This is a genomic window from Mucilaginibacter sp. GW822-FHT03E02 (genome assembly GCF_058801545.1).
The window spans coordinates 5,929,874-5,950,161 of the sequence record NZ_JBXANJ010000001.1; the positions used below are offsets into that span (position 1 = coordinate 5,929,874).

The 20,288-nt window shown below is 41.1% G+C and carries 26 protein-coding genes; 13 read left to right on the top strand and 13 right to left on the bottom strand.

What is annotated here, in order from left to right; translation table 11 throughout:
- Positions 1-150 precede the first annotated feature (150 nt).
- The 3 genes from AC1RM2_RS24715 to AC1RM2_RS24725 all read right to left on the bottom strand — a co-directional run bounded on the left by AC1RM2_RS24715 (position 151) and on the right by AC1RM2_RS24725 (position 2,101).
- Positions 151-1,173: an NAD-dependent epimerase/dehydratase family protein gene (locus AC1RM2_RS24715; protein WP_492987787.1), complete on the bottom strand. Its 1,023-nt coding sequence runs from the start codon at positions 1,171-1,173 to the stop codon at positions 151-153.
- Between the two features lie 67 nt (positions 1,174-1,240).
- A complete protein-coding gene (locus tag AC1RM2_RS24720) occupies positions 1,241-1,816 on the bottom strand; it encodes a Crp/Fnr family transcriptional regulator (protein WP_492987788.1) in 576 nt (191 codons plus the stop codon).
- A gap of 12 nt (positions 1,817-1,828) precedes the next feature.
- Entirely contained in the window at positions 1,829-2,101 is a 273-nt protein-coding gene (locus tag AC1RM2_RS24725; RefSeq protein ID WP_492987789.1) for a hypothetical protein, read from the bottom strand.
- Positions 2,102-2,286: 185 nt separating this feature from the next.
- Between AC1RM2_RS24725 and AC1RM2_RS24730 the strand changes: the two genes are divergently transcribed.
- Positions 2,287-2,865: a DUF6438 domain-containing protein gene (locus AC1RM2_RS24730; RefSeq protein WP_492987790.1), complete on the top strand. Its 579-nt coding sequence runs from the start codon at positions 2,287-2,289 to the stop codon at positions 2,863-2,865.
- A gap of 111 nt (positions 2,866-2,976) precedes the next feature.
- On the opposite strand, the gene AC1RM2_RS24735 is transcribed toward AC1RM2_RS24730, so the two are convergent.
- Together AC1RM2_RS24735 and AC1RM2_RS24740 are read right to left on the bottom strand one after the other, a co-directional pair.
- The gene (locus tag AC1RM2_RS24735) at positions 2,977-3,867 is read right to left on the bottom strand and encodes a helix-turn-helix domain-containing protein (protein ID WP_492987791.1); all 891 of its coding nucleotides are present in this window, start codon (positions 3,865-3,867) and stop codon (positions 2,977-2,979) included.
- Positions 3,868-3,939: 72 nt separating this feature from the next.
- Positions 3,940-4,758 carry an SDR family NAD(P)-dependent oxidoreductase gene (locus tag AC1RM2_RS24740; protein WP_492987792.1) on the bottom strand — a complete coding sequence of 273 codons (819 nt, stop codon included), beginning with the start codon at positions 4,756-4,758 and terminating at the stop codon, positions 3,940-3,942.
- A gap of 385 nt (positions 4,759-5,143) precedes the next feature.
- On the opposite strand from AC1RM2_RS24740, the gene AC1RM2_RS24745 reads away from it, so the two are divergent.
- Complete coding sequence (locus AC1RM2_RS24745; protein ID WP_492987793.1) at positions 5,144-5,965, top strand: class I SAM-dependent methyltransferase; 822 nt, start codon at positions 5,144-5,146, stop codon at positions 5,963-5,965.
- 442 nt (positions 5,966-6,407) lie between these two features.
- On the opposite strand, the gene AC1RM2_RS24750 is transcribed toward AC1RM2_RS24745, so the two are convergent.
- Complete coding sequence (locus tag AC1RM2_RS24750; RefSeq protein ID WP_492987794.1) at positions 6,408-6,860, bottom strand: VOC family protein; 453 nt, start codon at positions 6,858-6,860, stop codon at positions 6,408-6,410.
- Positions 6,861-7,088: 228 nt separating this feature from the next.
- Here AC1RM2_RS24750 and AC1RM2_RS24755 point away from each other — a divergent pair, with 228 nt between their 5' ends.
- The 3 genes from AC1RM2_RS24755 to AC1RM2_RS24765 are packed head-to-tail and all read left to right on the top strand — an operon-like array spanning position 7,089 to position 8,373.
- A complete protein-coding gene (locus AC1RM2_RS24755; RefSeq protein ID WP_090644261.1) occupies positions 7,089-7,409 on the top strand; it encodes an ArsR/SmtB family transcription factor in 321 nt (106 codons plus the stop codon).
- The gene (locus AC1RM2_RS24760; protein WP_492987795.1) at positions 7,406-7,897 is read left to right on the top strand and encodes an SRPBCC family protein; all 492 of its coding nucleotides are present in this window, start codon (positions 7,406-7,408) and stop codon (positions 7,895-7,897) included. The genes AC1RM2_RS24755 and AC1RM2_RS24760 overlap by 4 nt, the downstream gene beginning before the upstream one ends.
- A gap of 41 nt (positions 7,898-7,938) precedes the next feature.
- Entirely contained in the window at positions 7,939-8,373 is a 435-nt protein-coding gene (locus tag AC1RM2_RS24765; protein ID WP_492987796.1) for a VOC family protein, read from the top strand.
- Between the two features lie 270 nt (positions 8,374-8,643).
- On the opposite strand, the gene AC1RM2_RS24770 is transcribed toward AC1RM2_RS24765, so the two are convergent.
- From AC1RM2_RS24770 to AC1RM2_RS24790, 5 genes are all read right to left on the bottom strand, one after another.
- On the bottom strand, positions 8,644-9,444 hold the full coding sequence (locus AC1RM2_RS24770; RefSeq protein WP_492987797.1) for a hypothetical protein: 801 nt from the start codon (positions 9,442-9,444) through the stop codon (positions 8,644-8,646).
- 251 nt (positions 9,445-9,695) lie between these two features.
- The gene (locus AC1RM2_RS24775; protein ID WP_492987798.1) at positions 9,696-10,457 is read right to left on the bottom strand and encodes an SDR family NAD(P)-dependent oxidoreductase; all 762 of its coding nucleotides are present in this window, start codon (positions 10,455-10,457) and stop codon (positions 9,696-9,698) included.
- Positions 10,458-10,742: 285 nt separating this feature from the next.
- On the bottom strand, positions 10,743-11,330 hold the full coding sequence (locus tag AC1RM2_RS24780) for a Crp/Fnr family transcriptional regulator (protein WP_492987800.1): 588 nt from the start codon (positions 11,328-11,330) through the stop codon (positions 10,743-10,745).
- 206 nt (positions 11,331-11,536) lie between these two features.
- Positions 11,537-12,160, bottom strand: a complete 624-nt coding sequence (locus AC1RM2_RS24785) for an NADPH-dependent F420 reductase (protein ID WP_492987801.1) — start codon at positions 12,158-12,160, stop codon at positions 11,537-11,539.
- 60 nt (positions 12,161-12,220) lie between these two features.
- Positions 12,221-12,973 carry an SDR family NAD(P)-dependent oxidoreductase gene (locus tag AC1RM2_RS24790; protein WP_492987802.1) on the bottom strand — a complete coding sequence of 251 codons (753 nt, stop codon included), beginning with the start codon at positions 12,971-12,973 and terminating at the stop codon, positions 12,221-12,223.
- Between the two features lie 109 nt (positions 12,974-13,082).
- Here AC1RM2_RS24790 and AC1RM2_RS24795 point away from each other — a divergent pair, with 109 nt between their 5' ends.
- Together AC1RM2_RS24795 and AC1RM2_RS24800 are read left to right on the top strand one after the other, a co-directional pair.
- Positions 13,083-13,445, top strand: coding sequence for a winged helix-turn-helix transcriptional regulator (locus AC1RM2_RS24795; RefSeq protein ID WP_090644288.1), 363 nt, complete (start codon positions 13,083-13,085; stop codon positions 13,443-13,445).
- Positions 13,446-13,581: 136 nt separating this feature from the next.
- Complete coding sequence (locus AC1RM2_RS24800) at positions 13,582-14,301, top strand: hypothetical protein (protein WP_492987803.1); 720 nt, start codon at positions 13,582-13,584, stop codon at positions 14,299-14,301.
- An 80-nt stretch (positions 14,302-14,381) separates the two neighbouring features.
- On the opposite strand, the gene AC1RM2_RS24805 is transcribed toward AC1RM2_RS24800, so the two are convergent.
- Together AC1RM2_RS24805 and AC1RM2_RS24810 are read right to left on the bottom strand one after the other, a co-directional pair.
- The gene (locus tag AC1RM2_RS24805; protein ID WP_492987804.1) at positions 14,382-14,843 is read right to left on the bottom strand and encodes a hypothetical protein; all 462 of its coding nucleotides are present in this window, start codon (positions 14,841-14,843) and stop codon (positions 14,382-14,384) included.
- Positions 14,844-15,032: 189 nt separating this feature from the next.
- Positions 15,033-15,557, bottom strand: a complete 525-nt coding sequence (locus AC1RM2_RS24810) for a hypothetical protein (RefSeq protein WP_492987805.1) — start codon at positions 15,555-15,557, stop codon at positions 15,033-15,035.
- 413 nt (positions 15,558-15,970) lie between these two features.
- Here AC1RM2_RS24810 and AC1RM2_RS24815 point away from each other — a divergent pair, with 413 nt between their 5' ends.
- The 6 genes from AC1RM2_RS24815 to AC1RM2_RS24840 all read left to right on the top strand — a co-directional run bounded on the left by AC1RM2_RS24815 (position 15,971) and on the right by AC1RM2_RS24840 (position 20,271).
- Positions 15,971-16,720, top strand: a complete 750-nt coding sequence (locus AC1RM2_RS24815) for an N-acetyltransferase (protein ID WP_492987806.1) — start codon at positions 15,971-15,973, stop codon at positions 16,718-16,720.
- Positions 16,710-17,129 (top strand): hypothetical protein, encoded by a 420-nt coding sequence (locus AC1RM2_RS24820; protein ID WP_492987807.1) that lies wholly within the window; start codon positions 16,710-16,712, stop codon positions 17,127-17,129. Before AC1RM2_RS24815 ends, AC1RM2_RS24820 begins: the two co-directional genes overlap by 11 nt.
- Positions 17,130-17,434: 305 nt before the next feature.
- Positions 17,435-18,130, top strand: coding sequence for a hypothetical protein (locus tag AC1RM2_RS24825; RefSeq protein ID WP_492987808.1), 696 nt, complete (start codon positions 17,435-17,437; stop codon positions 18,128-18,130).
- 36 nt (positions 18,131-18,166) lie between these two features.
- The gene (locus AC1RM2_RS24830; RefSeq protein ID WP_492987809.1) at positions 18,167-18,382 is read left to right on the top strand and encodes a hypothetical protein; all 216 of its coding nucleotides are present in this window, start codon (positions 18,167-18,169) and stop codon (positions 18,380-18,382) included.
- A 91-nt stretch (positions 18,383-18,473) separates the two neighbouring features.
- Positions 18,474-19,784, top strand: a complete 1,311-nt coding sequence (locus AC1RM2_RS24835) for an AAA family ATPase (protein ID WP_492987811.1) — start codon at positions 18,474-18,476, stop codon at positions 19,782-19,784.
- 94 nt (positions 19,785-19,878) lie between these two features.
- On the top strand, positions 19,879-20,271 hold the full coding sequence (locus AC1RM2_RS24840; RefSeq protein WP_492987812.1) for a hypothetical protein: 393 nt from the start codon (positions 19,879-19,881) through the stop codon (positions 20,269-20,271).
- Positions 20,272-20,288 lie beyond the last annotated feature (17 nt).

A 20,288-nucleotide genomic window follows, 5' to 3' on the forward strand; every position in this document is an offset into this window, starting at 1 on the left:
CTCACCCCACGGCTCAAAGGCACTGCCCGGTTCGTTCGACATTTTCTTTTATTAAAAGATGTGCACACACGGTAGCCTGTTGGGAGGGAATTAAAAATCTTCCACGCACTATCGGAAACAACTCCAACAAGGGCAGAGAATGCCGCGGGTTTAAGAGATCTTTAATTGCACCAATTGATGTCTGATCAAATATTGCATTGATTCTTTTACTACCACGTCGGTGTTTGTGGGATTAAAGCCTAATTCTTTTCTCGATTTTGTTAAACAGAAGTCCTGTTGCAATCCCGAAAACATAGCAATGTCTTTAGTGCTCAATAATGGTGCTTTCCCATTCATTTTACTTCCTAATTCCATTAACCAGGCAATAACAAATAAAATAAGTTTTGGCACTGATACCGGTAATTTGATTTTCAATTCGGGGAAAAGCTGTTGTGCCATTTTGGTAGTATCTTTAATAGATGTACATTTTTCATTTGCCAGGATATACCTTTCTCCGTTGATCCCTTTTGTTGCCGCTAAATAACAACCTTCGGCAACATCTTTTACATCTACCCAGTTAAGTGTAATGTTAGTTTCTACCGGGATTTCTTTTTGCAGAATTAACCTGAGAATATTGTACGATACATTTAATGGCGCAAAAGCTTCACCTCCTATCATAGCCGATGGTAATACAGCTACCAACGCTATATTAAGTTCCTTTGCAAGTTTAAAAGCCAGTTGTTCGCCATCGTTTTTTGAGTTATAGTACACATCCCTGCGATCTGGGTTATAACCATAACTTTCCTTTGCCGGGGTGGTGGTATAATTTAGCGCGGCTATTGAACTCACGTATACAATTCTTTTAACCCCAGCCTCTGCGGCTGCTTCTATCATGTTCCTGGTGCCCCGGATATTTACATCATAAATTTCTTTTTGGGGATCTCTGGCCCAAAGCTTAAACGCAGCGCCTACTGCATAAAAGGTATCTACACCTTGCAGTGCCCTTACCAACGATTGCTTATCAGTAATGTCTGATTGAACCACCTCACAATCCAATCCTTCAAAAGGTTTTTTATCATTAATATTCCTTACCGATGCACGTACCGCAATGCCTTTGCTGATAAGGAGTCGTACTAAATTGTTGCCCAGATGCCCATTTGCACCGTTAACCAATGATAGCTGCTGATTTTCCATTTGCTTATTTTTTAATAATTAATGGTTCAAATCTGCCGACTATAAAAGCTAATCCACTTGACAAATGTTAGGAAAGCATCCGTTTGCGGATACGGCTCAAACTTTCGGGTTTCATGCCCAAAAACGAAGCTATATATTGCACCGGTACATGGTGGATGATAGCCGGATAGTTTTCGATAAGTTTTTTATATCGCTGCTCTGCTGTTAATGTAGCAAGTTCTTTTGAACGGTTCTCGTTGTAAGCTATGGACTGCTGAAATACTTCAATACTGAAATCTTTAAATGCTGCGCTTTTACCGGTTAGCCTGTCTAAATTGGGTTTTGTGATCCTAAGCAATTCACATTCGGTAATGCATTCTACACTTTCATCAGCTTTAGTTTGATTGATGAAATGAAAGTAAGAAGTTAAAAAACCTGGCGGACAATTAATATGGGTTGTTACTTCGTCGCCATTTTCATTGTAATGAAAAATACGCATAAAGCCTTTTACAACAAAATACAAGTATTGGGGTACGTATCCGGCTTGTTCAACAATTCTGTTTTTAGGCAACAACACCAGCTCAAAACATGCTTTGCATAAATCATTATCAGCTTCTGTTAGCGGTCCCTTTTGAGATATTATATTTAGCAAGTGCTTGTGCATACCGCCAAGTTATCAATAAGTAACACTATTTTGTCGAAAGATCTCGTTTTGTAGTAAGCAGATCAATTGCAATACATAAGCATCGGCTGGTGCGGTGAAAACACCGACCAGAAGCTGAATAGGCTTGTTTAAAATTCCCACGCTTACATAAGCCAATGCCTTGCTGTTTTCCTTATCAATCACAATGCCCTTAAGTATAATATTTTCGGCTGTGTTATCCTGGGCGAGAACATGTGAGGCAGTTATGCATACCAGGAAAAGCAATAGTAATGGTTTTATGGTCATGATGAGGCGGATTGTTGTAGGCGAATGCCAACCCAACAGGTACGTTGTTTTAACACATTTATTATAAGGCTTATTGTTAAATATATTTTGATGTTAGCTTCTCCCTGGGGTATGGCCCTTCTTTAAACAATCTGCAGGGGACAAAGCGTAGAAAAATCTATACCTTAGTTCTAACCTAAAATCATATGAAGTACTGCCTGATGTTTTTTACTACGCTAATCTTTCTTGCTGCTTGTGATAAACAATCGCGACGGAACAATGAGATCACCAAAATTGAGATTGCTACCACGGGATGTTTTGGTTTTTGCCAGCCTACCGTCGTGAGTATCGATAGCTCGCTTACCTATAGATTTTGGGGAGAAAAGATCCCTTTCATTTCTTCTTCAGACAGCGGCAAAAATAAAAAGCTAATAGGGTACTATTCCGCGAAGATAAGCCAGGCATATTGGGACACCTTGAACATGAAACTCGAAAACATTAACTATAAGCGTTTGGATACTATGTACAATCATACGGTTGATGACGAAAGCCTCGAGGTATTTATACATTATGGACATGAAGTAAAACGTATAAGGGCACAGTCCGGGAGTTTACCCAACGGCGTAGGGGAGGCGTTCTACTACATAATCAAAAGTTATAAAGTCGTCAAACCAGCACCAACCAAGGACACCTTTATATTCGAATCGAAATTAAAACCCTTTCCGGGACCGGATGTTCGGGACATCAGGTTTCCACCGCCAACAAAAAAGGAGAAGGAAGATTAAATAATTGTTTAATATGGATGGCTTACGGCCTCATTGGCTGTTGTTGTGAAATAGCGATCAAAGCTGAAACACGTACAGTTCTTGCTACCGCCCGGGTGGAAAATATGACTATCAGTTAACCAGCTGCTTTTTAAACTGGTTGGGGCTAATACCCGTTTCCTTTTTAAAAAGCCTTGAAAAATAGGGGAGGTTTTCAAAACCGAGCTGGTAGGCTATTTCGGAAACGCTTTGATCATCGCCCATGAGGCGGTTTTTGGCTTCGTTCACCAGGTAAATATGGATCAGCTCGATGGCCGTTTTACCGGTTTCCTGCTTCAATAGATCGCTCAGGTAACGGGGCGATAGGTTGAGGCGCGATGCCAGCGTGCTTACCGAAGGCAGCCCCTGGGTAACCAATAAGCCTTTTTTGAAGTACGTGGCCAGTGCATCATTGAATTTTGAAACAGTTTTGCCCGATAGCTCGCGCCGGTTGATAAACTGGCGCTTATAAAACCGCTGCGAATATTTAAGCATCGAATCGATGTGGGTAAGCATAATATCGCGGCTGTACTCGTCGGTATTGTTGCGGTATTCGGCATCTATTTTGTAAAACAGATCCCAAATGGTTTGCTCCTCCTGTGGCGAAAGGTGGAGCGCTTCGTTGGCTTCGTAATCAAAAAAGGCGTATTTATTAATCTCGGTATGTAAAACGTGGCCGTTCAAAAAATCCTCGTGAATAATAATGATAAAGGCATCCTCTTCATACTCAACCCCCTTAAACTCCATAATCTGGCGGGGTTTTATAAACATCATGCTGCCGTTATCATGATCATACCGGGTGCGCCCATACATAATAACCCCGGCCTTCAGCTTTTTGAACCCAATCATATAAAAATCGGAGGTAAACTGGCGGTTGCCAAAACTGCAACTTTGCTCGCACCTGTGGATGCTGATCAACGGATGCTCGGGCGGCGGGAAGCCGTTGAAGCGGTGCATATCGGCCAAATTTTTAAAATGCTGCATGATTATACAAAGTACACAAATCTACGCCGAAATACAGCGTAAATTTGTGTCAATAAAATATCATTAATATTATTATTTACCGTGTGCTGCTGCCGATACCTCGCTCCAGCTATCCCACTCGGCATAACGGCCATCAAAAACCTGTTTTACCCAAGGGTAAGCCTGGTTACCCAAAAATAAACGAAGCGGCGGGTTTTCGCTGTCAATTAACTGCAGCACGGCTGGAGTAGTTGCTTCCGGAACACCAAAAATTTCGTCAGTTAAACCGGCCTGGAAAGCAGCCCGCAAGCCGTCGTACTCCGGCATCTCGGCAGTATGTGCAGATGAAGCGCCCGACCAATCAGTAGCAAAACCATTAGGCTCAATCAACGTAACGTCAATACCAAAGCCCTTTACTTCGGCTGCCAGCGTTTCGCTCAAACCTTCTACCGCAAATTTAGATGCATTATATAAACCCAGCACAGGCAGGGTAACCAGGCCCAACACGCTCGAAACCTGTATAATATGGCCATGGCCCTGCTCACGCATTACCGGTAATACAGCCTGTGTTAACCATAATAAACCAAAAAAGTTTGTTTCCATTTGCTCGCGCGCTTCCTGCTCGGTAGTTTCCTCAATGCTACCAAACAGGCCGTAGCCCGCGTTGTTAATCAGCACGTCAATGCTGCCAAAATGCTCTTTTGCCTTGTTAACGGCCGCTGCACCGGCGGCGCGGTCGGTCACATCCAGTTGCAGGGGTAAAATATTGTCGCCGTATTTGCTCACCAGGTCATCCAGCGAGTTCAGGTTACGTACAGTTGCTACCACTTTATCGCCGCGTTGCAATAATGCCTCGGCCCATAATTTACCGAAACCACGTGAGGCACCGGTAATGAAAATTGTTTTTGCCATTGTTTTGTTGTTTTGAATTATGACACAAATGTATAGCGCCTTTTGCCGCCCGATTTATACGGAAGTGGGGAAGAATGATACATTTTAACGTAGGTGATGTTGGATGGTAATGGGAGTGTCATGATGAGGGGGGGAATTGATAAATGCTGTTCCCCGGGCCTCCGATATCAGAAAGTCGAAAGGTTTTTCGCGGAAAGACGCCGAGACGCAATTGGTTTGCTTATTTTTGATTTGCGCCTTAGCGTCTTTGCGTGAAATTATCTCGGGCTGTTTTTCTTAACTTAATAACATTGCAGAGGCCCGGCGGGGACAGAAAATGATGCAAATGGAATGGTAACCGGAGGTAACCGCTGTGTTGTTTTTTAAAATATAAAATTAATGTTTCATGAATGATATATCGACTAAAGCACCTTCCACTGATTTGCCTGGAGAAGCTGCAATTCAGTATGATCAATTTTTTGGTCCGTTATACTTTGAGCCATATGCTATAGAAGTTGCAAAACGAATTGACGCCGCACCGGCTTCTATTGTACTGGAAATTGCCGCCGGAACAGGCCGTGTTACCCGCCATATCCGGGAACGGATTCCTCCCCACGCAAAACTAATTGCTTCGGATATTAGCGAGGATATGTTGGCCGTAGCCCAAAAAAAATTAAGCCATCTTGATATCGACTGGCAAAATATAGATGCCCAACAACTTCCTTTTCATGACAATAGCATCGACATGGTTATATGTTGCTTCGGGTATATGTTTGTTCCGGATAAGCCAAAGGCGTTTGCAGAGGCATACCGGGTGCTAAAACCGGGTGGCTTATTTTTATTTACAACATGGGATAAGCTGGAGAATAACGCTGCGTCATATTCCTGCAGAACTATCGCACAACAATACCTGGAAGAGCCATTGCCCGAATCTTATAATCTTGCTACCTCGATGAGTGATGAAGCTGTAATAACACCATTATTACAGCATGCCGGGTTTGCAAAAATATCAATAGAAAAAGTACAACTTTTTGCCGTTAGTCCAACGGCAAAAGAAGCAGCAGATGGTCTTGTAGCGCGGGGGCCTGTTTATGAGGAGATCAAAAAGCGTAACCCCGCCTGGATAGACGAGATGAAAATTAAGGTGGAAAAAGAACTTGCCGAAAAATTCGGAGCTGCTCCCATGATTGCTCCAATAAGTGCTGTAATCAGCCAGGCGCGGAAATAGTTAGGATAACTTCGTTTGAAAGAAAATCGGAGGTGGTTTAGTTTGCTGGTACTCGCCGTTGTTGGTCTTGTCACCTCCATAGGTGATCGGAAGACTTTTTAGTTCCCTCCCCACGGGCTACCGTGTGTACACATCTTTAAAACAAAAGAAAATGTCATTTCGAACGAGGTACGAGGAGAAATCCTATACGCCATGCATTCAACCACGCAAGTTTGCAAGCATGACGTATAGGATTTTTCGCTACGCTCAAGAGATAGTTTCTCCTCACGCCAACACTCAAAGCCCTCCCCGGTTCGTTCGAAATGACATTTTTCTATTTATTGATAAGTTTCCGAAAGATGTGTACACACAGTAGTTCCCCAGGGAAGGAATTGCACATCCCTGCGCTTTTTTTATTTTTTCCGAACACCTATGTTGCCACCTCCAACAAGAGCGGAGAAACTCAGTGACTCCCCAGTTCCTGCGCCAGGCCGATAAGAAGCCCCTCGGTTCCGCGAATGTAGCAGAGCCGGTATGAGTTCTCATACTGAACTACCTCGCCTACAACTTGGGCGCCATGCTTGCCGAGCCTGGACACCATTTCGTCGAGGTTTTCAACAGTGAACATCGCACGCAGGTAGCCCAGCGCGTTCACCGGGGCAGTACGGTGGTCTGAAATTACAGGCGGATTAACAAATCGCGAAAGCTCGAGGCGGTTATGGCCATCCGGGGTAACCATCATGGCAATTTCTACGCGCTGCGAACCGAGCCCGGTAATGCGGCCCGCCCATTCACCTTCTACGGTAGCCCGCCCTTCAAGCTTCAGGCCTATTTCTGTAAAAAAGGATATGGCGTTATCGAGGGATTCTACAACGATGCCCATATTGTCCATTCTTATTAATTTGTTTTCAGCCATGGTTTTTTCTCCTTATAAATGTAAAGTAACGGTGTTCATTGAATAATTGTTTACAACAAACTTCAATGAAGTTAAACGCATTAAATTGTATGAATCGGAACCGCAGCCTATGGCAATCACTAAACCCCTGCATTTATCCCCGAAAAAAATAAAATCAAATAAATTTGCGCAACTCAAAAGTTGCATATATATTTGCAACCAGCAGGTTGCTTATTTGAACTTTACAACATGAAACAAGATATATTCCAGGCGATAGCTGATCCAACACGAAGGGCTATTTTAACTTTAATTGCCATACAGGCATTAACACCAAATGCCATGGCCCAAAAATTTGATATGACCCGGCAGGCCGTATCAAAACATATTAAAGTATTACACGAATGCGATTTGATTAAACCCGAGCAAAGCGGCCGGGAGATTTATTATCACTTTAACGCAAAAAAAATGCAGGAATTCGACAACTGGTTAGCCCAGTTCAGGCAAAGCTGGGAAACACAATTCAATCAACTCGACCAATTATTATCAACAATTAAAAAAACAGAAAAATGAACAACGATTTGCTATTTGATTTTAACGTTGACAAAGCAGCGAAAACGGTATTTATAACCAGGGAATTTAATGCCGGTCAATCTTTAGTATGGGATGCCTTTACCAAAGCCGAATTACTGGACCAATGGGGGGCACCTGCACCTATGCGTGCCAAAACCAAGTATATGAATTTTGAAGTAGGCGGGCGGCGATTTTACGCGATGATAAGCCCCGATGGGCAGGAGCGTTGGTCGGTGCAGGAATTTACATCCATTACCCCGAAAACCAATTTTAAGATGTACAACGCGTTTGCAGATAAAGACGAAAATCGTGAACTGCCGGGTTCTGAATGGGATTACAATTTCAGCGAACAAAACGGCATAACAAAAGTGAACATTACCGTTTTTAATGAATCGTTTGAACGAATGGAGAAATTATTGGAAGGCTTCAAAATAGGCTTTACCATGACGTTAAAAAACCTGGAAGACTTGTTGTCAACTTTATCCTAAGATATTAAACCGAAATAATTAACAATTAAAACATAAAAATCATGAGAGCAATTAATCCCTGGATCAACTTCAATGGAAATGCCGAAGAAGCATTCACTTTTTACAAATCAGTTTTTGGCGGCGAGTTTACAAAGATCATCCGTTTCAAGGACATATCAGGCCCCGAATTGCCGGTAGCAGAAAATGAGGCCAATAAAATCATGTACATTGGTTTACCATTGGGTAAAAACAATGTGCTAATAGCCAATGATGTTCCCGGTTTTATGGGTCGGGTGAGCGAAGCCGAAAACCGGTCGAAAATATATGTGAGCGCCGATAGCCCTGAAGAAGCCGATAAAATATTTAACGGCCTGTCGGCAGGCGGAGACGTGGAAGGTCCTATTGGCGATACCCCATGGGGCACATATGCCGGAATGTTCAGGGACAAATATGGTATTGAATGGATTGTGGAGTTTGATGGGAGTTATAACGGGTAAACAGACGGAGAAACCCCTGTTTTGTAACGTCATATAAACGTTCGCCGTCCCCCAGGGTCTCTCCAATGCTATTAAGTTAAGGACGATTTAATATCGAACACCGAATATTCGATTTCGAATAATGAAGGAAAAACTTCGGTGCTGGATATTCGAAACTCAGTGTTCGATATTATTTTTCACTTCTGCTTCTTTTAACTTAATAGCATTGGAGAGACCCCGCGGGGACAGAAATAGCATCTGTAGTGCCAGTTTAGCCCGCATATCGCTAACTTATTTTTTATCCTGTACGATTACAGTATAAGTATAGTCAAGTTTGCGAACGGCTACGCTACTGTGTACAACCACCATTTGCAGGGGATAACCGCCTTTATTATAAGTATAATTATAAAATTCCAGGTCGTTATCACTTATTCTGTTATTAACCGGGCTGTATATATCATTAAAAGCCTGGTACAAAACGTATAAATTGCTTTTCAGGGCCTTGAAGGGGCTATTTCTTTTATCATACTTAAAATTAGTTACAAAAGTAGGCACTGATGGATTTGAATTATTATATAAACCCCGTTTGGTGATATTGCCGTCAACGTCATATACAAGTTGATATTGTTGTTGTCTGCCTACTATTTTTTCTGCATAGCCTTTACTATTCAGCGTAGTGACCAGGCTATCCGTCGGTGCTTCCGGATAATGATAAAAGGTTGTCATAACATTACCCGAATAGGAATAGGTAAGCTTACTCCAAGGGTAATACTGCGTTCCGGCTTTAATCACTTCTGTTATCTTTCCGGTGCCATCGTAATTTATGGTAAAACTTACCGTAAAATTCTGCGAAGCGCTTTTATAAACAACGGTATGTTTGGTTAGCTGGTGTGCATCGGTGTAAGTAAAGTTCTCCGTTTTCGTTACCGGCGCTGGCGACAGCAGTTCATTGGTTACTATGGCCTTTAAAAGATAAATGGTGTCTTTTTTTGTGACTTCGGTGTCTGGTAATTTTTCCGAATTTCTATCCTTTTTGCAACTGGCCATCAAACCCATTAATGCAACCATCATGATCATGTGTTTAAAATTCATGAGATTAAAGCTTAAACAAGTATACAATTGGAGAACGTCTTAACAAAGCTACATGAAAACACCGAACTATCAACAAGTTAACTAAAACAAATTTACGTATTTGATGATGATGCAACAAATCCCTGCTTCCGGAAGAAAGCAGGGATTTGAAAGAAACTTATACTTTTGAAGCAATTATTTTTGCTTTGTGGCGAAACCATCGTCAACCAATATCCCGTCTCATTGTATTTCATTTTTGGGAGTTGATGGATTTAAAAACCATACATACCACCCGAAACGGAAATTTGCTCGCCCGTAATCCAGGCTGCATCATCCGAGGCAAGGAAAACGGCAGCTTTCGCAATGTCTTCGGGCTGGCCTCTACGTCCAAGTGGTGTTTTTTCGACAAACATCTTTTCATACTCGCTCCCGGCGGTAACGCCCGCGCTGGCTGCGCCTTCTGTTGCTGTAGCGCCTGGCAAAATGGAATTGATACGAACGTTTTTAATACCCAACTCCTTAGATAAAGCTATGGTGAAGGCATCCAATGCCGCTTTAGTTGAAGAGTACAATGAGGCATTTTGAAGAGGGTATTTACTTGCACCCGAACTGATATTGATAATGTTACCACCCTTGCCGCAGAAAAGTTTCAAAGCTGCCTGGATAGTCAATATTGGCCCTAACACATTCACGTTGAAACTTTGGTGAAAATCTTCTACCGAAATTTGTTCAATAGGCGCATATCCTTGAGATACCGCGTTATTTACTAAAATGTCCAGCGTACCGAAAGCATTCTCAGTTTCTTTAAACAACCTGCTTACATCGGCTTGTTTCGATACATCGGCCTGTACTGCAATGGCTATGCCTCCATTGTCGGTTATCTCCTTAACCACCTTATCTGCGCCTTCTTTACTTGAGGCATAGTTTACAACCACCTTTGCGCCTGCTGCCGCGAAGTGTTTGGCGATAGATGCGCCTATTCCTTTTGAAGCACCCGTAACTACCGCTACTTTGTTTTTTAATTTACTCATCATTTTTATATCTTAATATATTCAGATTCTTCCCGATTTTTCCGTTCTGAATCATATCCAAAGTTGCTGTATTGTAACGAACCGGGGGTTGATATGAATCATTAAATACGCTTGATATAGGTCAACTCAAGGTGATGACCTATATCACATTAGTCGGATAAGTAATTGTAAAATAGCGACTTAAGATAGTAGAGAAAAACAAAGTAGCAGAAAGCGCGGCAGGTTACAACGGTTTATATTCCATTGTTAAGCGCTTTTTTGCATTCGGGGAGATGTATTGATGAGGTTCTATTTAATAGAGTTTTTCTTCAGCCTGCTCAAAGTTTCCGGGGATAAACCCAGGTAAGAAGCGATCATGTTTTGCGGGAACCGCTGCAGAAATTGCGGATAATTACTAATCAAATCCTCGTAACGTTCTTCAGCCGTATAGCTCATTGCGGCCTGCATCCTTTTCTGGCTTGCAATGGTGTTATTTTGACTTATTACGTTCGCCATCGCCGCAAAGGCAGGTATATCCTTCAAAAACTCCTCAATTTGAGCATTGGTTGATTGCAGCACCTCCAGGTTCTCCAGCGCTTCAATATTAAAGCGACTTGGGGTTAGCTTGTAAAAGCTTTCAAAATCGGCCAGCCACCAGTTTTCCAAAGCTAATTTCAGGATATGTTCATGCCCTTTGTCGTCTACCGTAAAGGTACTGGCAGATCCTTTTACAATAAAGCCGATATATTTACATACATCTCCTTCCTGTAAAAAGTATTGCCGTTTTCGAAGTTTTTTTGGTTTGAAATGGGCCACCAGCAAATGCTTATCATCCTCCGAAAGCAGTTTGCCTGATATTTCCTGAATGTAATCGAAAAACGCTTCAAAATTAGACATCGTTCAAGTATATAATTATTCGCAATTTACTCAAGCTGCTGATAAAAGACTAAAAAATATAACGAGGTGGGGGATTTGCCACAAGTTCATGCTCACCAAAAAATCCCTGCTTCCTTAGGAAACAGGGATTTAAAAGACAATTTAATCAAACTATGGTTTCCTTGTCAACGAGGCATGATCGCATCGAAATTTGCGACTACTATTCATCAGCTGAACTTGACCAGGTCCTGAAATATGAGTTTACCCCAGGTGTTTCCGTGTGCCTGCACAAGCAGTCCGCCCTCCGAAAGCCCGCCAAGTTTGACCGGCGCAAAACCGAGATTTTCCGCAAGCGCAGCAATCTCTGTTGCTGCGCCGTCATCGTCGCTTGCCAGGAACACCACTCTCCGGCCACCATGTACGGCCGGGTCCTGGGCAAGAATGGCAGCTCCTAAATGGTTGAAGCCCTTAACCAGTTTTCCGCCGGTGAAGGCCTGGGTCACTAACTTACCGGAAGGTAGTCCTCCCAGCTTCTCGGGGGGCACGCCGTAGGCATTGGTCACATCGACGATGGTTTTCCCCTGCCAGTTGGGCAGCGCCTTCGCAACATCCGGGTGCGACTCAAAACGCACAGCCAAAAAGATGACGTCTGCCGTAACGGCTTCTGCCAGTGTTGCGGGAATGATCTCTGACCCGATCGCTGCCGCATCGGATGCAAAATTTTCAGGGTCGCGGGTGGTTGCAACGGATACTTTGATGCCCTTGCGTGCAAATGCCTTAGCCAGGGCCTGGCCTATCTTGCCGAAGCCGATAATTGCGTAGCTTGCTGCTTTATTTTCTGATTTACTCATTTTGAAAATTATTTTAATTATTTAATGGCACGGGTACATCCCCGTGCCGTGTGAGGTTAATTATTTAGCCAAATAGGTCATACCGCCATCAACAAGGAGTTCGGCACCAAGCATGAATGAAGAATCGTCGGAGGCCAGGAAAACCGCTGTTTTACCAATGTCGGCTGGTTGCCCAATTCTGCCTATCGGCATTTGATCTGCAAAGTGCTTTTTTACCGCTTCCATTTGTTCTGCGGGAACAAACTTGTCAAATGCCGGTGTATCTGTTGTGCCTGGTGTGATTACATTTGCCCTGATCTTCCTGTCTAAAAGGTCGCTTGAAAATCCTTTGGCTAAATAGATAACAGCTGCTTTTGCAGCGCCATAAAGTGTAAAATTGGCATATGCCCGATGCGCAGCGTTCGACCCGATCAAAATAACAGAGCCACCATCATTCATATAGGGCAATGCTTTTTGAACAGTGAAGTAAACACTTTTCAGGTTCAGGTCAATTGCCTTGTCAAAGTCGGCTTCGCTAAAAGTTGCCACAGTTCCTACAGTTCCGGCACCTGCATTGGCTACAACCACGTCTATTTTACCAAATTTTTCGGCTGTCTCTTTGAATACCCTTTCCAGGTCGGCAAGGTTGGTTACATCGGCATTTATGGCTATAAAATTATCGCCAAGCTGGGCCACGGCACTATCTAAAGTTTCCTGGTTTCTGCCCACAATAGCTCCTTTAGCACCTTCACTTTTAAATTCCTGTGCAATGCCAAAGCCAATGCCACTATTACCGCCTGTAATAACTACTACTTTATCTTTTAATCTACTCATTTTTAATTTCTATTTAAATTTGTTTCGCAAAGATATTGCCAATAGTTTATATTTGTAACTATCGACAGTGTATTCTGGTTACCATTGGGTAACTACAATTTTAGATGATATGAAGGACGAACGATTTTGCAACTCGAATTGCCCGTTTACAAGGGCTATTGGCACTATTGGTAATAAATGGAAACCGATAATTATAAATGTAATTGGCACCCGTACCATTCGTTTTGGCCAGCTGGATTCTATAATACCACTCATTTCAAGGAAAGTATTAACCGAGCAGTTAAAAGAGCTGGAAGAAGACGGACTATTGGAAAGATTGGCCTATAAGGAATTACCGCCAAGGGTAGAATATAAGTTATCGGAAAAAGGCTTAGCTTTTTTGCCAATTTTAGAACACATCAAAGAATGGAATTTAAAATATGAAGTTGCTTTAATACCCAAAGAGACTGATAGGGTAACTTATGCCGGATAGTGCGAAATTGAAACCTGGCAATGAACGGGAGATATAAATCATATCTCCTGTTTGCTATTAGGACGCAAGACGGTTTTCCGATATTTTGAATGATATACTTACTTTTTTTATCTTTGGTCAGTAAAACAACCTTATCATGCCACATATCCGTAACATAAAACTTTTTTTTACAATAATTATTTTATCCGGCTTTTCCGCTTATAAAGCATATGCTCAATATCCCGGGATGGCAGCATTTCGTGCACAGCAGAGCCAACAATTCATGAGCCAGCAAATGCGTATGCAGATGCAAATGAACATGAACAGAAATTGGCGAAAAAATGCAGGGCAGGGACAAGGATATATTGTGATATTTAAAGACGGCGATATGAAAAAGATCCGATCTTACATGTTCCTGGATACCGTTCTGCATAAAAATTTCCTGGTGTATGTAAATAAAAAGTTCCCGAAATCAGACAGCGCGCATCGCTTCCAGAGAATTTATCCGGATCAAACATCAGATATAACTGCATTGATACCCGATAATCAAGGCTATGAAGAAACCAGGCCCGGATTGCCGACTGATAGCGGGTGGACTATAAAAGTAATATTAGGTGCAATAAAAATTTATGCCAAAAGCGGCTATTATCTTACCGTGGTTAGTACCCCTGTATTTGGCGCGCCTAAAATGGATTTTGATTCTGCTGAAATAATCGGCATCCAGCTAAATGATGGGCCTATTGAAAAATTATCAAAGGAAAATGTGTTGAAAATTGTTGCCGGTAATTCAAAGGCTACCGAATATGTTGAAAAAAAGGGGCTGTATGAAGCCGTGAAAAGATACAATCAAGATGCAGAGAAGGCCGCAACAAAATAGAACCATATGACGCCTTATTTAGCCGGTGGTCAGCCTGTTATCACCGACCAGAAGCTAAACCTGATATTCGTCTGGTCAGATTATTGCTTCACCATATGAACACGGGTAATATATTTATCGTAAGAACTGGGGCTGGCTACAGGACCTTCTGTCCAATAAAACAATTCATTAGTCTTTGATGTAATGATCGTATACTTAAAATCATTTAATGGATACCATTTGCCGTTGGAAAGCTGGGATGCGTTGGTACCGTTAATTGCGGCGTTTGAGATCGTATAGTTAAATTTAGTATTAACCTCTCCTGATGCTTTAAAACTGCCGGTTCCATCCTCGTTTAAAATTACATATTCCGGGTTAGTCATATCGTATTTTTTAGTGTAGGTATCCATAAGTTTGGCACCTCCGTACAATTCAAAAACGCGGTAATCAACTCTCCATTCTCCACTAATTTTGTTTGTGTTTTGTTCTGAGGAATCTTTTTTACAAGAGTAAAGGCTTAAACCAAGAAGTGTAATAAATAGTAACGCGTAAATTTTTTTCATGACAAGGTTTTGGCTAAAAATAAGAAATTTAATTTAACTCATGGTAGATGTTTTCACCGTACCACGTCCAGTTGGGCTTACGGAAGGCTGGTATTATATAGATTTGCAACTAAAGCATATGTAAAATACAAGCTTTGGCTGGTGCGGTGGTAATATCGACCACAGCTAAATACTCACGCTTCGGAACAATTATTTATACCATGAACAACTTCCTAAAAGTTCAACTTTCATTCCTTCTCCCACAACATGTTCAAAAGATTTGGGTATCCAACAATAAAGTAAATCTATTTCGCCTTTTAGGTGGGATTTACTTTCCAGGTAAAACCATGTATCAATTGGAGGCACATCGCTTTCATCAAAAAAACATTGACTTTCAACTATCATAGCTCCATCATGTGTTGTCATGCCTATTTCCTTACGTAAAATTCTGCCTAATTTTGATAAGTCATCAATATCTATGTATTGAATGTTTTTTCTCAATTTTAAGACCTGGTCTAACGCTTTCTGATGATGCGAAAATTCATAGGGACTTATATTCCAGGTGGCGTAATCGATATCTATATTATAAAGAAACTGCCCATTTATAATTGGGTTAGTTTGACGAAAAACCGTACCATAAAATCCGTTTTCATAGTCAAAACCCTCCGAAAGCCTATTCGTCCATGAAATAGCCTTGTACAAATTGTTGTTAAATTCTTTTTCGTTTATTGCCATTACTAACAAGAAGGAACACAAGGAAAACTCTTTCTGTTTAAATTAATACTATTTGACATGCATAAATGTAGTATTTAAAAAAGGATCTCTGCTTAATTTTTTAGGCTTATGTCCCCCGTGAAGTTTCTCATCTATCCTGTGGTCGACCTTTTATCACCGAACCACTTCCTGTAGGCCTTACGGAAGCCCGGTATTATGCAGATTTGCAACTAAAGCATTTGTAAAATACAAGCTTTGGCTGGCGCGGTGATAACACCGATCAGAGGCTAAAATGGATTGCATGACCTGAGATCTGTTCTTTTGATATACTTCGTTATCGATAAGTCACAAGTCATCCACCCACGGGCAGCCACACAAAGACTTGGGCAAAGGGGCGATTTGTCATTTAAAAAACAAAGTCGATATTTGAACTAATGACACCCCCTGTAGCAGGAAACAAGTATATTGTAACTAAAGAAGAAATCGCCGACATTGAGGCGTTGGGCTTTGCAATTACGGCGAGCAAAACGTCGCTCGTAGAAGTGCTACGAGAATACTTTCCGGGTTTTCAATTGGGCGAATATCTGCATTCTATCGACGATTTACTTAGCCCGTTAACAGAAGTTAAGATAGAAAAAGAATTGGCCTATTTTGAAAATGAAAACCCGATGTTGTTGATTCAATATTTTTCAGAAGATGAGGCTAACGATGAAACCGGACTTGGATTTTCGCGGGCGTTTATCCGCTATCCCGACCAGTTAATTATTGATCATGACTCATTCAGGATACCACTAACCGCGCGCAGACAAGGCATTGGTAAACAAATGCTAAATATCAGTTTGCAACAATACCTCCGGGCTGGCGTTGATAAAATAAGATTAACCGCAGGATCGACAAATGGCGGCTATGTTTGGGCAAAGGCATTTTTTGTTGCGACAGTACCATCCGAGGTTAAGGTAATATTAGACCTGGCAGAAAAAAAATTAACGTCTGCTCAATTCAAATTCGTGAAAAGGGTGTATGAAAACTATTATAGTGTTTATCCCGAGGGGAAGGCGTTTCCGATGGTTAAATGGAGTGCCCTGCCTGGAATGGATGTAATTTTAAGCGAAAGCGAATGGCAGGGCGAATTGGATTTGAATAATCCGGATGTTTTATCTAAATTTAGACATTATGTTGCTTGATAGAAACAAATACCAGGAGTCGGGTTATATCGGCGAAGAGTTGTTCAGCGACCCTGAAAAGGATCGTATGCACAAATGTATGGTTGTTGAGCAAACAATCGCTGACGGTGATTTTACTTTGGATGAGGCATTGGAGGCTTATATAGTTACTAAAGAAGAATATGAGAGTTATGTTGCCCGTAAAACAAACTCCAATATTTTTAATAGTCTTTCGAAGGGAACAAGAATGTCTTTTGGATGGACAGTATCCTATGCATCTTCCATGTACTTTGACGTAGTTGTGAAAATGTTGGATGAATCTATATCTGAAAAAATGGGAGATAAAAATATCTCCCGGCGAATGCAAAAAGTAAAGGATGAATTAAATAAGATTTCGAAGGAAATAGAAAGTACAACAGAAAAGGCTTAGTTAACTAAGCCTTTTCTGTTTCATAGAACCCGCAGCAGTTTTAGCGTAGCTCTGCGTAAAGTAATGGCGTGAGGGCAGATTTCTGCTTTGCGAAATTGTCTGATAAATCATAAGTGATCCTCCCGCATGCAGCCGCACAACACTTGCGCTAAAATGGGATACGTTTTGTAAAATAAGTCACAAGTCGTCAACGCCCAGGCAGCCGCACAAGACTTGCACCAAGGGGGTAAAAGGGCCAAATAAAAACCTGCCCTTTTGTCAACGCAATCCGGTAATCTCATTTCTACTTCCTATATTGCGATGAGATGGACCAACTTAATCAAACTCAAATCCAAGCTCTTTTCAAAGAACTACTTAATAGAATTGGGGCCAAACATGACCCGATAAATGTTGCGGTTCAACCGGAAGATGGTGCGGCCCTCAGTAATTGTTTTAATAACGTTGCAAGGAAAGTAGCTAAGGAAGGTGGAAGTATTGTTTATGGATGGGCCCTTTTGCCGCAACGGCACATACTGGAAGCCGAAAAGCATGCGATTTGGAAAATGCCTGACGGAAAATACATCGACATTACTCCAAGACCATTTCCTATCCCTATGTTGCAATTCGTCATTGACGATGAGTTCAAATATGAAGGTCAGTTAGTTGGCAATGTTCGAGTAAACGTGACACAAAATAATGTAGTTGACGACTGGATATTTGTATGCGAAGTAATAGACGAATTATACACGTACACAAAACGCATCGACGATCAACATGTTAGCGTGCCTCCAGTTATAGCACCCTTCCTCGAAGGACTTGAAAATTTCGTTAAAAACTACGATTCCTATGTTACGGCAGGAGGTAATCCGGAAACGCTTTGTTTTTGCGAAAAACCGTTGTTATATAAAGATTGTCACGGTTTGGGTATGCAGGAAGCAATTACTAATGATTTAGCGCGGGTCTTGGACAATCTGCGAAACGATAGGATCAGCCTTAACAAACCTTACGATGAGCACAAATAGGGGGCGTTAAAACATGGCACATTTAATTAAAAAATTATGTCAGATAAGAAATCACCAAATGAAGTATCTAACAAATTTCACAGCATTATGAAAGCATCTGTAAAGCCTCAAACTTTTGAGGCTGAAAAATGCCCAAAATGCGGGTTACTCGGTGGTTTTATACCACCCGTAGTAAAAGATGGTCGAAATTTAGTAGTACAATTCAAATGCCCTAATGGTCATGAGTTTTCAAAATATATATCATTGAAATAACTGAATGAATTGGCGGGGTCTAACAGGTATATAGTCTCCAGACAACTCCAACAAAGGCGGAAAGACACTATTTCACATAAACTGAGTTTCCATGAATATAAATTTTACAGGAAGATACAAATCATTAAAAGACTTTGAGTGGAATAATATTCCCAAGTTGGCAATTATAACAGGTCTTAACGGCGCTGGAAAAAGCCAGCTACTTGAACTCATCAATCAGTTTTTGAAGAGCACATATAAAGGTCCACGAGATTTTAACAAGATCAATCCGTTTAATATGCAAATCAATGATGCACAATTTGAAGCGTCAGATGTGATGTATTTAAAAGGGGAATGGCAATTAAACGAATCAAAGGATGTTGATTTGGCCAAAATTCAAACCAATAACTCAGTGTTGTTGAATCACATGAAGAGTGGGGGGCCAGACTTCGATAGATATAGGCAAACGGATTTTAAGTTATATACAAAGCTGGTGGACATTAAGGATTACTTCAAATCAAAAGGGATAGAAAATAACGACATAACACCCGATGCATTCCGAGAACAACTGGCAAAATCGACTATTGCCGACGATACCGCTATAGTCCAAAAGGTTTCGGAATTTTTTTATGAATACAGACTAAATTACCTTGACTTAAAGGTTCAGGAAATTAGTGATAGTGATATTCTTAAACAAATTGGTGCTAAACCATGGGCTATATTAAGGGATATAATAAAGGAAGCCAATCTGTCCTTCGAGATTAATGATCCAGAAACTATGGGAATCAGAGGTTCTTATAAGTTTGCTATTACCAAAAAAACCACAATGGAGGCGGTTAAGTTTGACGATCTCTCATCTGGTGAACGTGTTTTATTTTCGTTAGCATTTTTAATGTTCAACTCACAAGAGGCGAAAAGATATCCAAAACTGTTATTATTAGACGAACCAGATGCACACCTACATCCTTCAATGACTGCCCAATTGCTGAAAGTATTGAAAAATGTGTTGGTCGATAAATATGGTGTTCAAGTGATTATGACTACACATTCCCCGTCAACAGTTGCCATTTCATCAGAGGACTCGATTTTTTTGATGAACCCGTCAATTGGATATCCACAGCCAATGGAAAAGGATCTTGCGATAAAATCTCTACTGTCTGGGATTCCAAACTTGTACGTCAGTTATAAGGATAGAAGACAGGTGTTTGTAGAAAGTGAATATGATGTAAATTACTATGACAAAATATATAAGCGCATTTTTCAGCATCTAAATCAGGACGTAAACTTGAACTTTATATCGTCAGGCGATGCGGTAACTGATAAAAATGGTAGGCCAGCGGCTAATTGTGACCAAGTGATAAAAATCACCAAAATTCTTAAAGACGCAGGAAATCCACATATATGGAATAATAGATTTCGATGAGGGAAAAAACAATTCGACATCTAACTTAATAGTTCTGGGAGAGGGAAACAGATATAGCATAGAGAACTACATTTTTGATCCCGTATTGTTGGGTATGTTACTCCTTAGAGAGAAAATTATTACGACATCTGAGTTGGGTGCAACAGAACTTGTATATAATGATGTTAATACCCACAGTCAAAGTAATCTGCAAAAATTATCTGATTATGTAGTGGCCAAAACTCTTGCAGAAAATAGCGTACAAGATCAGAGTGCAAAGCAATGCACAATGCTGAATGGATTAACGATAGACATTCCAATCTGGTATCTGTTAAACCAAGGTCATCATTTAGAAGACATGTTGTTAAAGGCCTTCCCGAAACTAAACGAGCTAAAAAAACAAAAAGAAGATAAACTTAAGCTCGCAATTATTGAAAAAGTAATCGATGATTTCCCTACTTTGATTTCATTAGATGTCGCTAACGCCCTTAAAAAAATCCAAGTCTAAGTTGTTTATTGTAAGTC

Coding starts and splice junctions, on each gene's coding strand:
- AC1RM2_RS24715 (WP_492987787.1), bottom strand. CDS start 1,173: ATGGAAAATCAGCAGCTATCATTGGTTAACGGTGCAAATGGGCATCTG.
- AC1RM2_RS24720 (WP_492987788.1), bottom strand. CDS start 1,816: ATGCACAAGCACTTGCTAAATATAATATCTCAAAAGGGACCGCTAACA.
- AC1RM2_RS24725 (WP_492987789.1), bottom strand. CDS start 2,101: ATGACCATAAAACCATTACTATTGCTTTTCCTGGTATGCATAACTGCC.
- AC1RM2_RS24730 (WP_492987790.1), top strand. CDS start 2,287: ATGAAGTACTGCCTGATGTTTTTTACTACGCTAATCTTTCTTGCTGCT.
- AC1RM2_RS24735 (WP_492987791.1), bottom strand. CDS start 3,867: ATGCAGCATTTTAAAAATTTGGCCGATATGCACCGCTTCAACGGCTTC.
- AC1RM2_RS24740 (WP_492987792.1), bottom strand. CDS start 4,758: ATGGCAAAAACAATTTTCATTACCGGTGCCTCACGTGGTTTCGGTAAA.
- AC1RM2_RS24745 (WP_492987793.1), top strand. CDS start 5,144: ATGAATGATATATCGACTAAAGCACCTTCCACTGATTTGCCTGGAGAA.
- AC1RM2_RS24750 (WP_492987794.1), bottom strand. CDS start 6,860: ATGGCTGAAAACAAATTAATAAGAATGGACAATATGGGCATCGTTGTA.
- AC1RM2_RS24755 (WP_090644261.1), top strand. CDS start 7,089: ATGAAACAAGATATATTCCAGGCGATAGCTGATCCAACACGAAGGGCT.
- AC1RM2_RS24760 (WP_492987795.1), top strand. CDS start 7,406: ATGAACAACGATTTGCTATTTGATTTTAACGTTGACAAAGCAGCGAAA.
- AC1RM2_RS24765 (WP_492987796.1), top strand. CDS start 7,939: ATGAGAGCAATTAATCCCTGGATCAACTTCAATGGAAATGCCGAAGAA.
- AC1RM2_RS24770 (WP_492987797.1), bottom strand. CDS start 9,444: ATGAATTTTAAACACATGATCATGATGGTTGCATTAATGGGTTTGATG.
- AC1RM2_RS24775 (WP_492987798.1), bottom strand. CDS start 10,457: ATGATGAGTAAATTAAAAAACAAAGTAGCGGTAGTTACGGGTGCTTCA.
- AC1RM2_RS24780 (WP_492987800.1), bottom strand. CDS start 11,330: ATGTCTAATTTTGAAGCGTTTTTCGATTACATTCAGGAAATATCAGGC.
- AC1RM2_RS24785 (WP_492987801.1), bottom strand. CDS start 12,160: ATGAGTAAATCAGAAAATAAAGCAGCAAGCTACGCAATTATCGGCTTC.
- AC1RM2_RS24790 (WP_492987802.1), bottom strand. CDS start 12,973: ATGAGTAGATTAAAAGATAAAGTAGTAGTTATTACAGGCGGTAATAGT.
- AC1RM2_RS24795 (WP_090644288.1), top strand. CDS start 13,083: ATGAAGGACGAACGATTTTGCAACTCGAATTGCCCGTTTACAAGGGCT.
- AC1RM2_RS24800 (WP_492987803.1), top strand. CDS start 13,582: ATGCCACATATCCGTAACATAAAACTTTTTTTTACAATAATTATTTTA.
- AC1RM2_RS24805 (WP_492987804.1), bottom strand. CDS start 14,843: ATGAAAAAAATTTACGCGTTACTATTTATTACACTTCTTGGTTTAAGC.
- AC1RM2_RS24810 (WP_492987805.1), bottom strand. CDS start 15,557: ATGGCAATAAACGAAAAAGAATTTAACAACAATTTGTACAAGGCTATT.
- AC1RM2_RS24815 (WP_492987806.1), top strand. CDS start 15,971: ATGACACCCCCTGTAGCAGGAAACAAGTATATTGTAACTAAAGAAGAA.
- AC1RM2_RS24820 (WP_492987807.1), top strand. CDS start 16,710: ATGTTGCTTGATAGAAACAAATACCAGGAGTCGGGTTATATCGGCGAA.
- AC1RM2_RS24825 (WP_492987808.1), top strand. CDS start 17,435: ATGGACCAACTTAATCAAACTCAAATCCAAGCTCTTTTCAAAGAACTA.
- AC1RM2_RS24830 (WP_492987809.1), top strand. CDS start 18,167: ATGTCAGATAAGAAATCACCAAATGAAGTATCTAACAAATTTCACAGC.
- AC1RM2_RS24835 (WP_492987811.1), top strand. CDS start 18,474: ATGAATATAAATTTTACAGGAAGATACAAATCATTAAAAGACTTTGAG.
- AC1RM2_RS24840 (WP_492987812.1), top strand. CDS start 19,879: ATGTTACTCCTTAGAGAGAAAATTATTACGACATCTGAGTTGGGTGCA.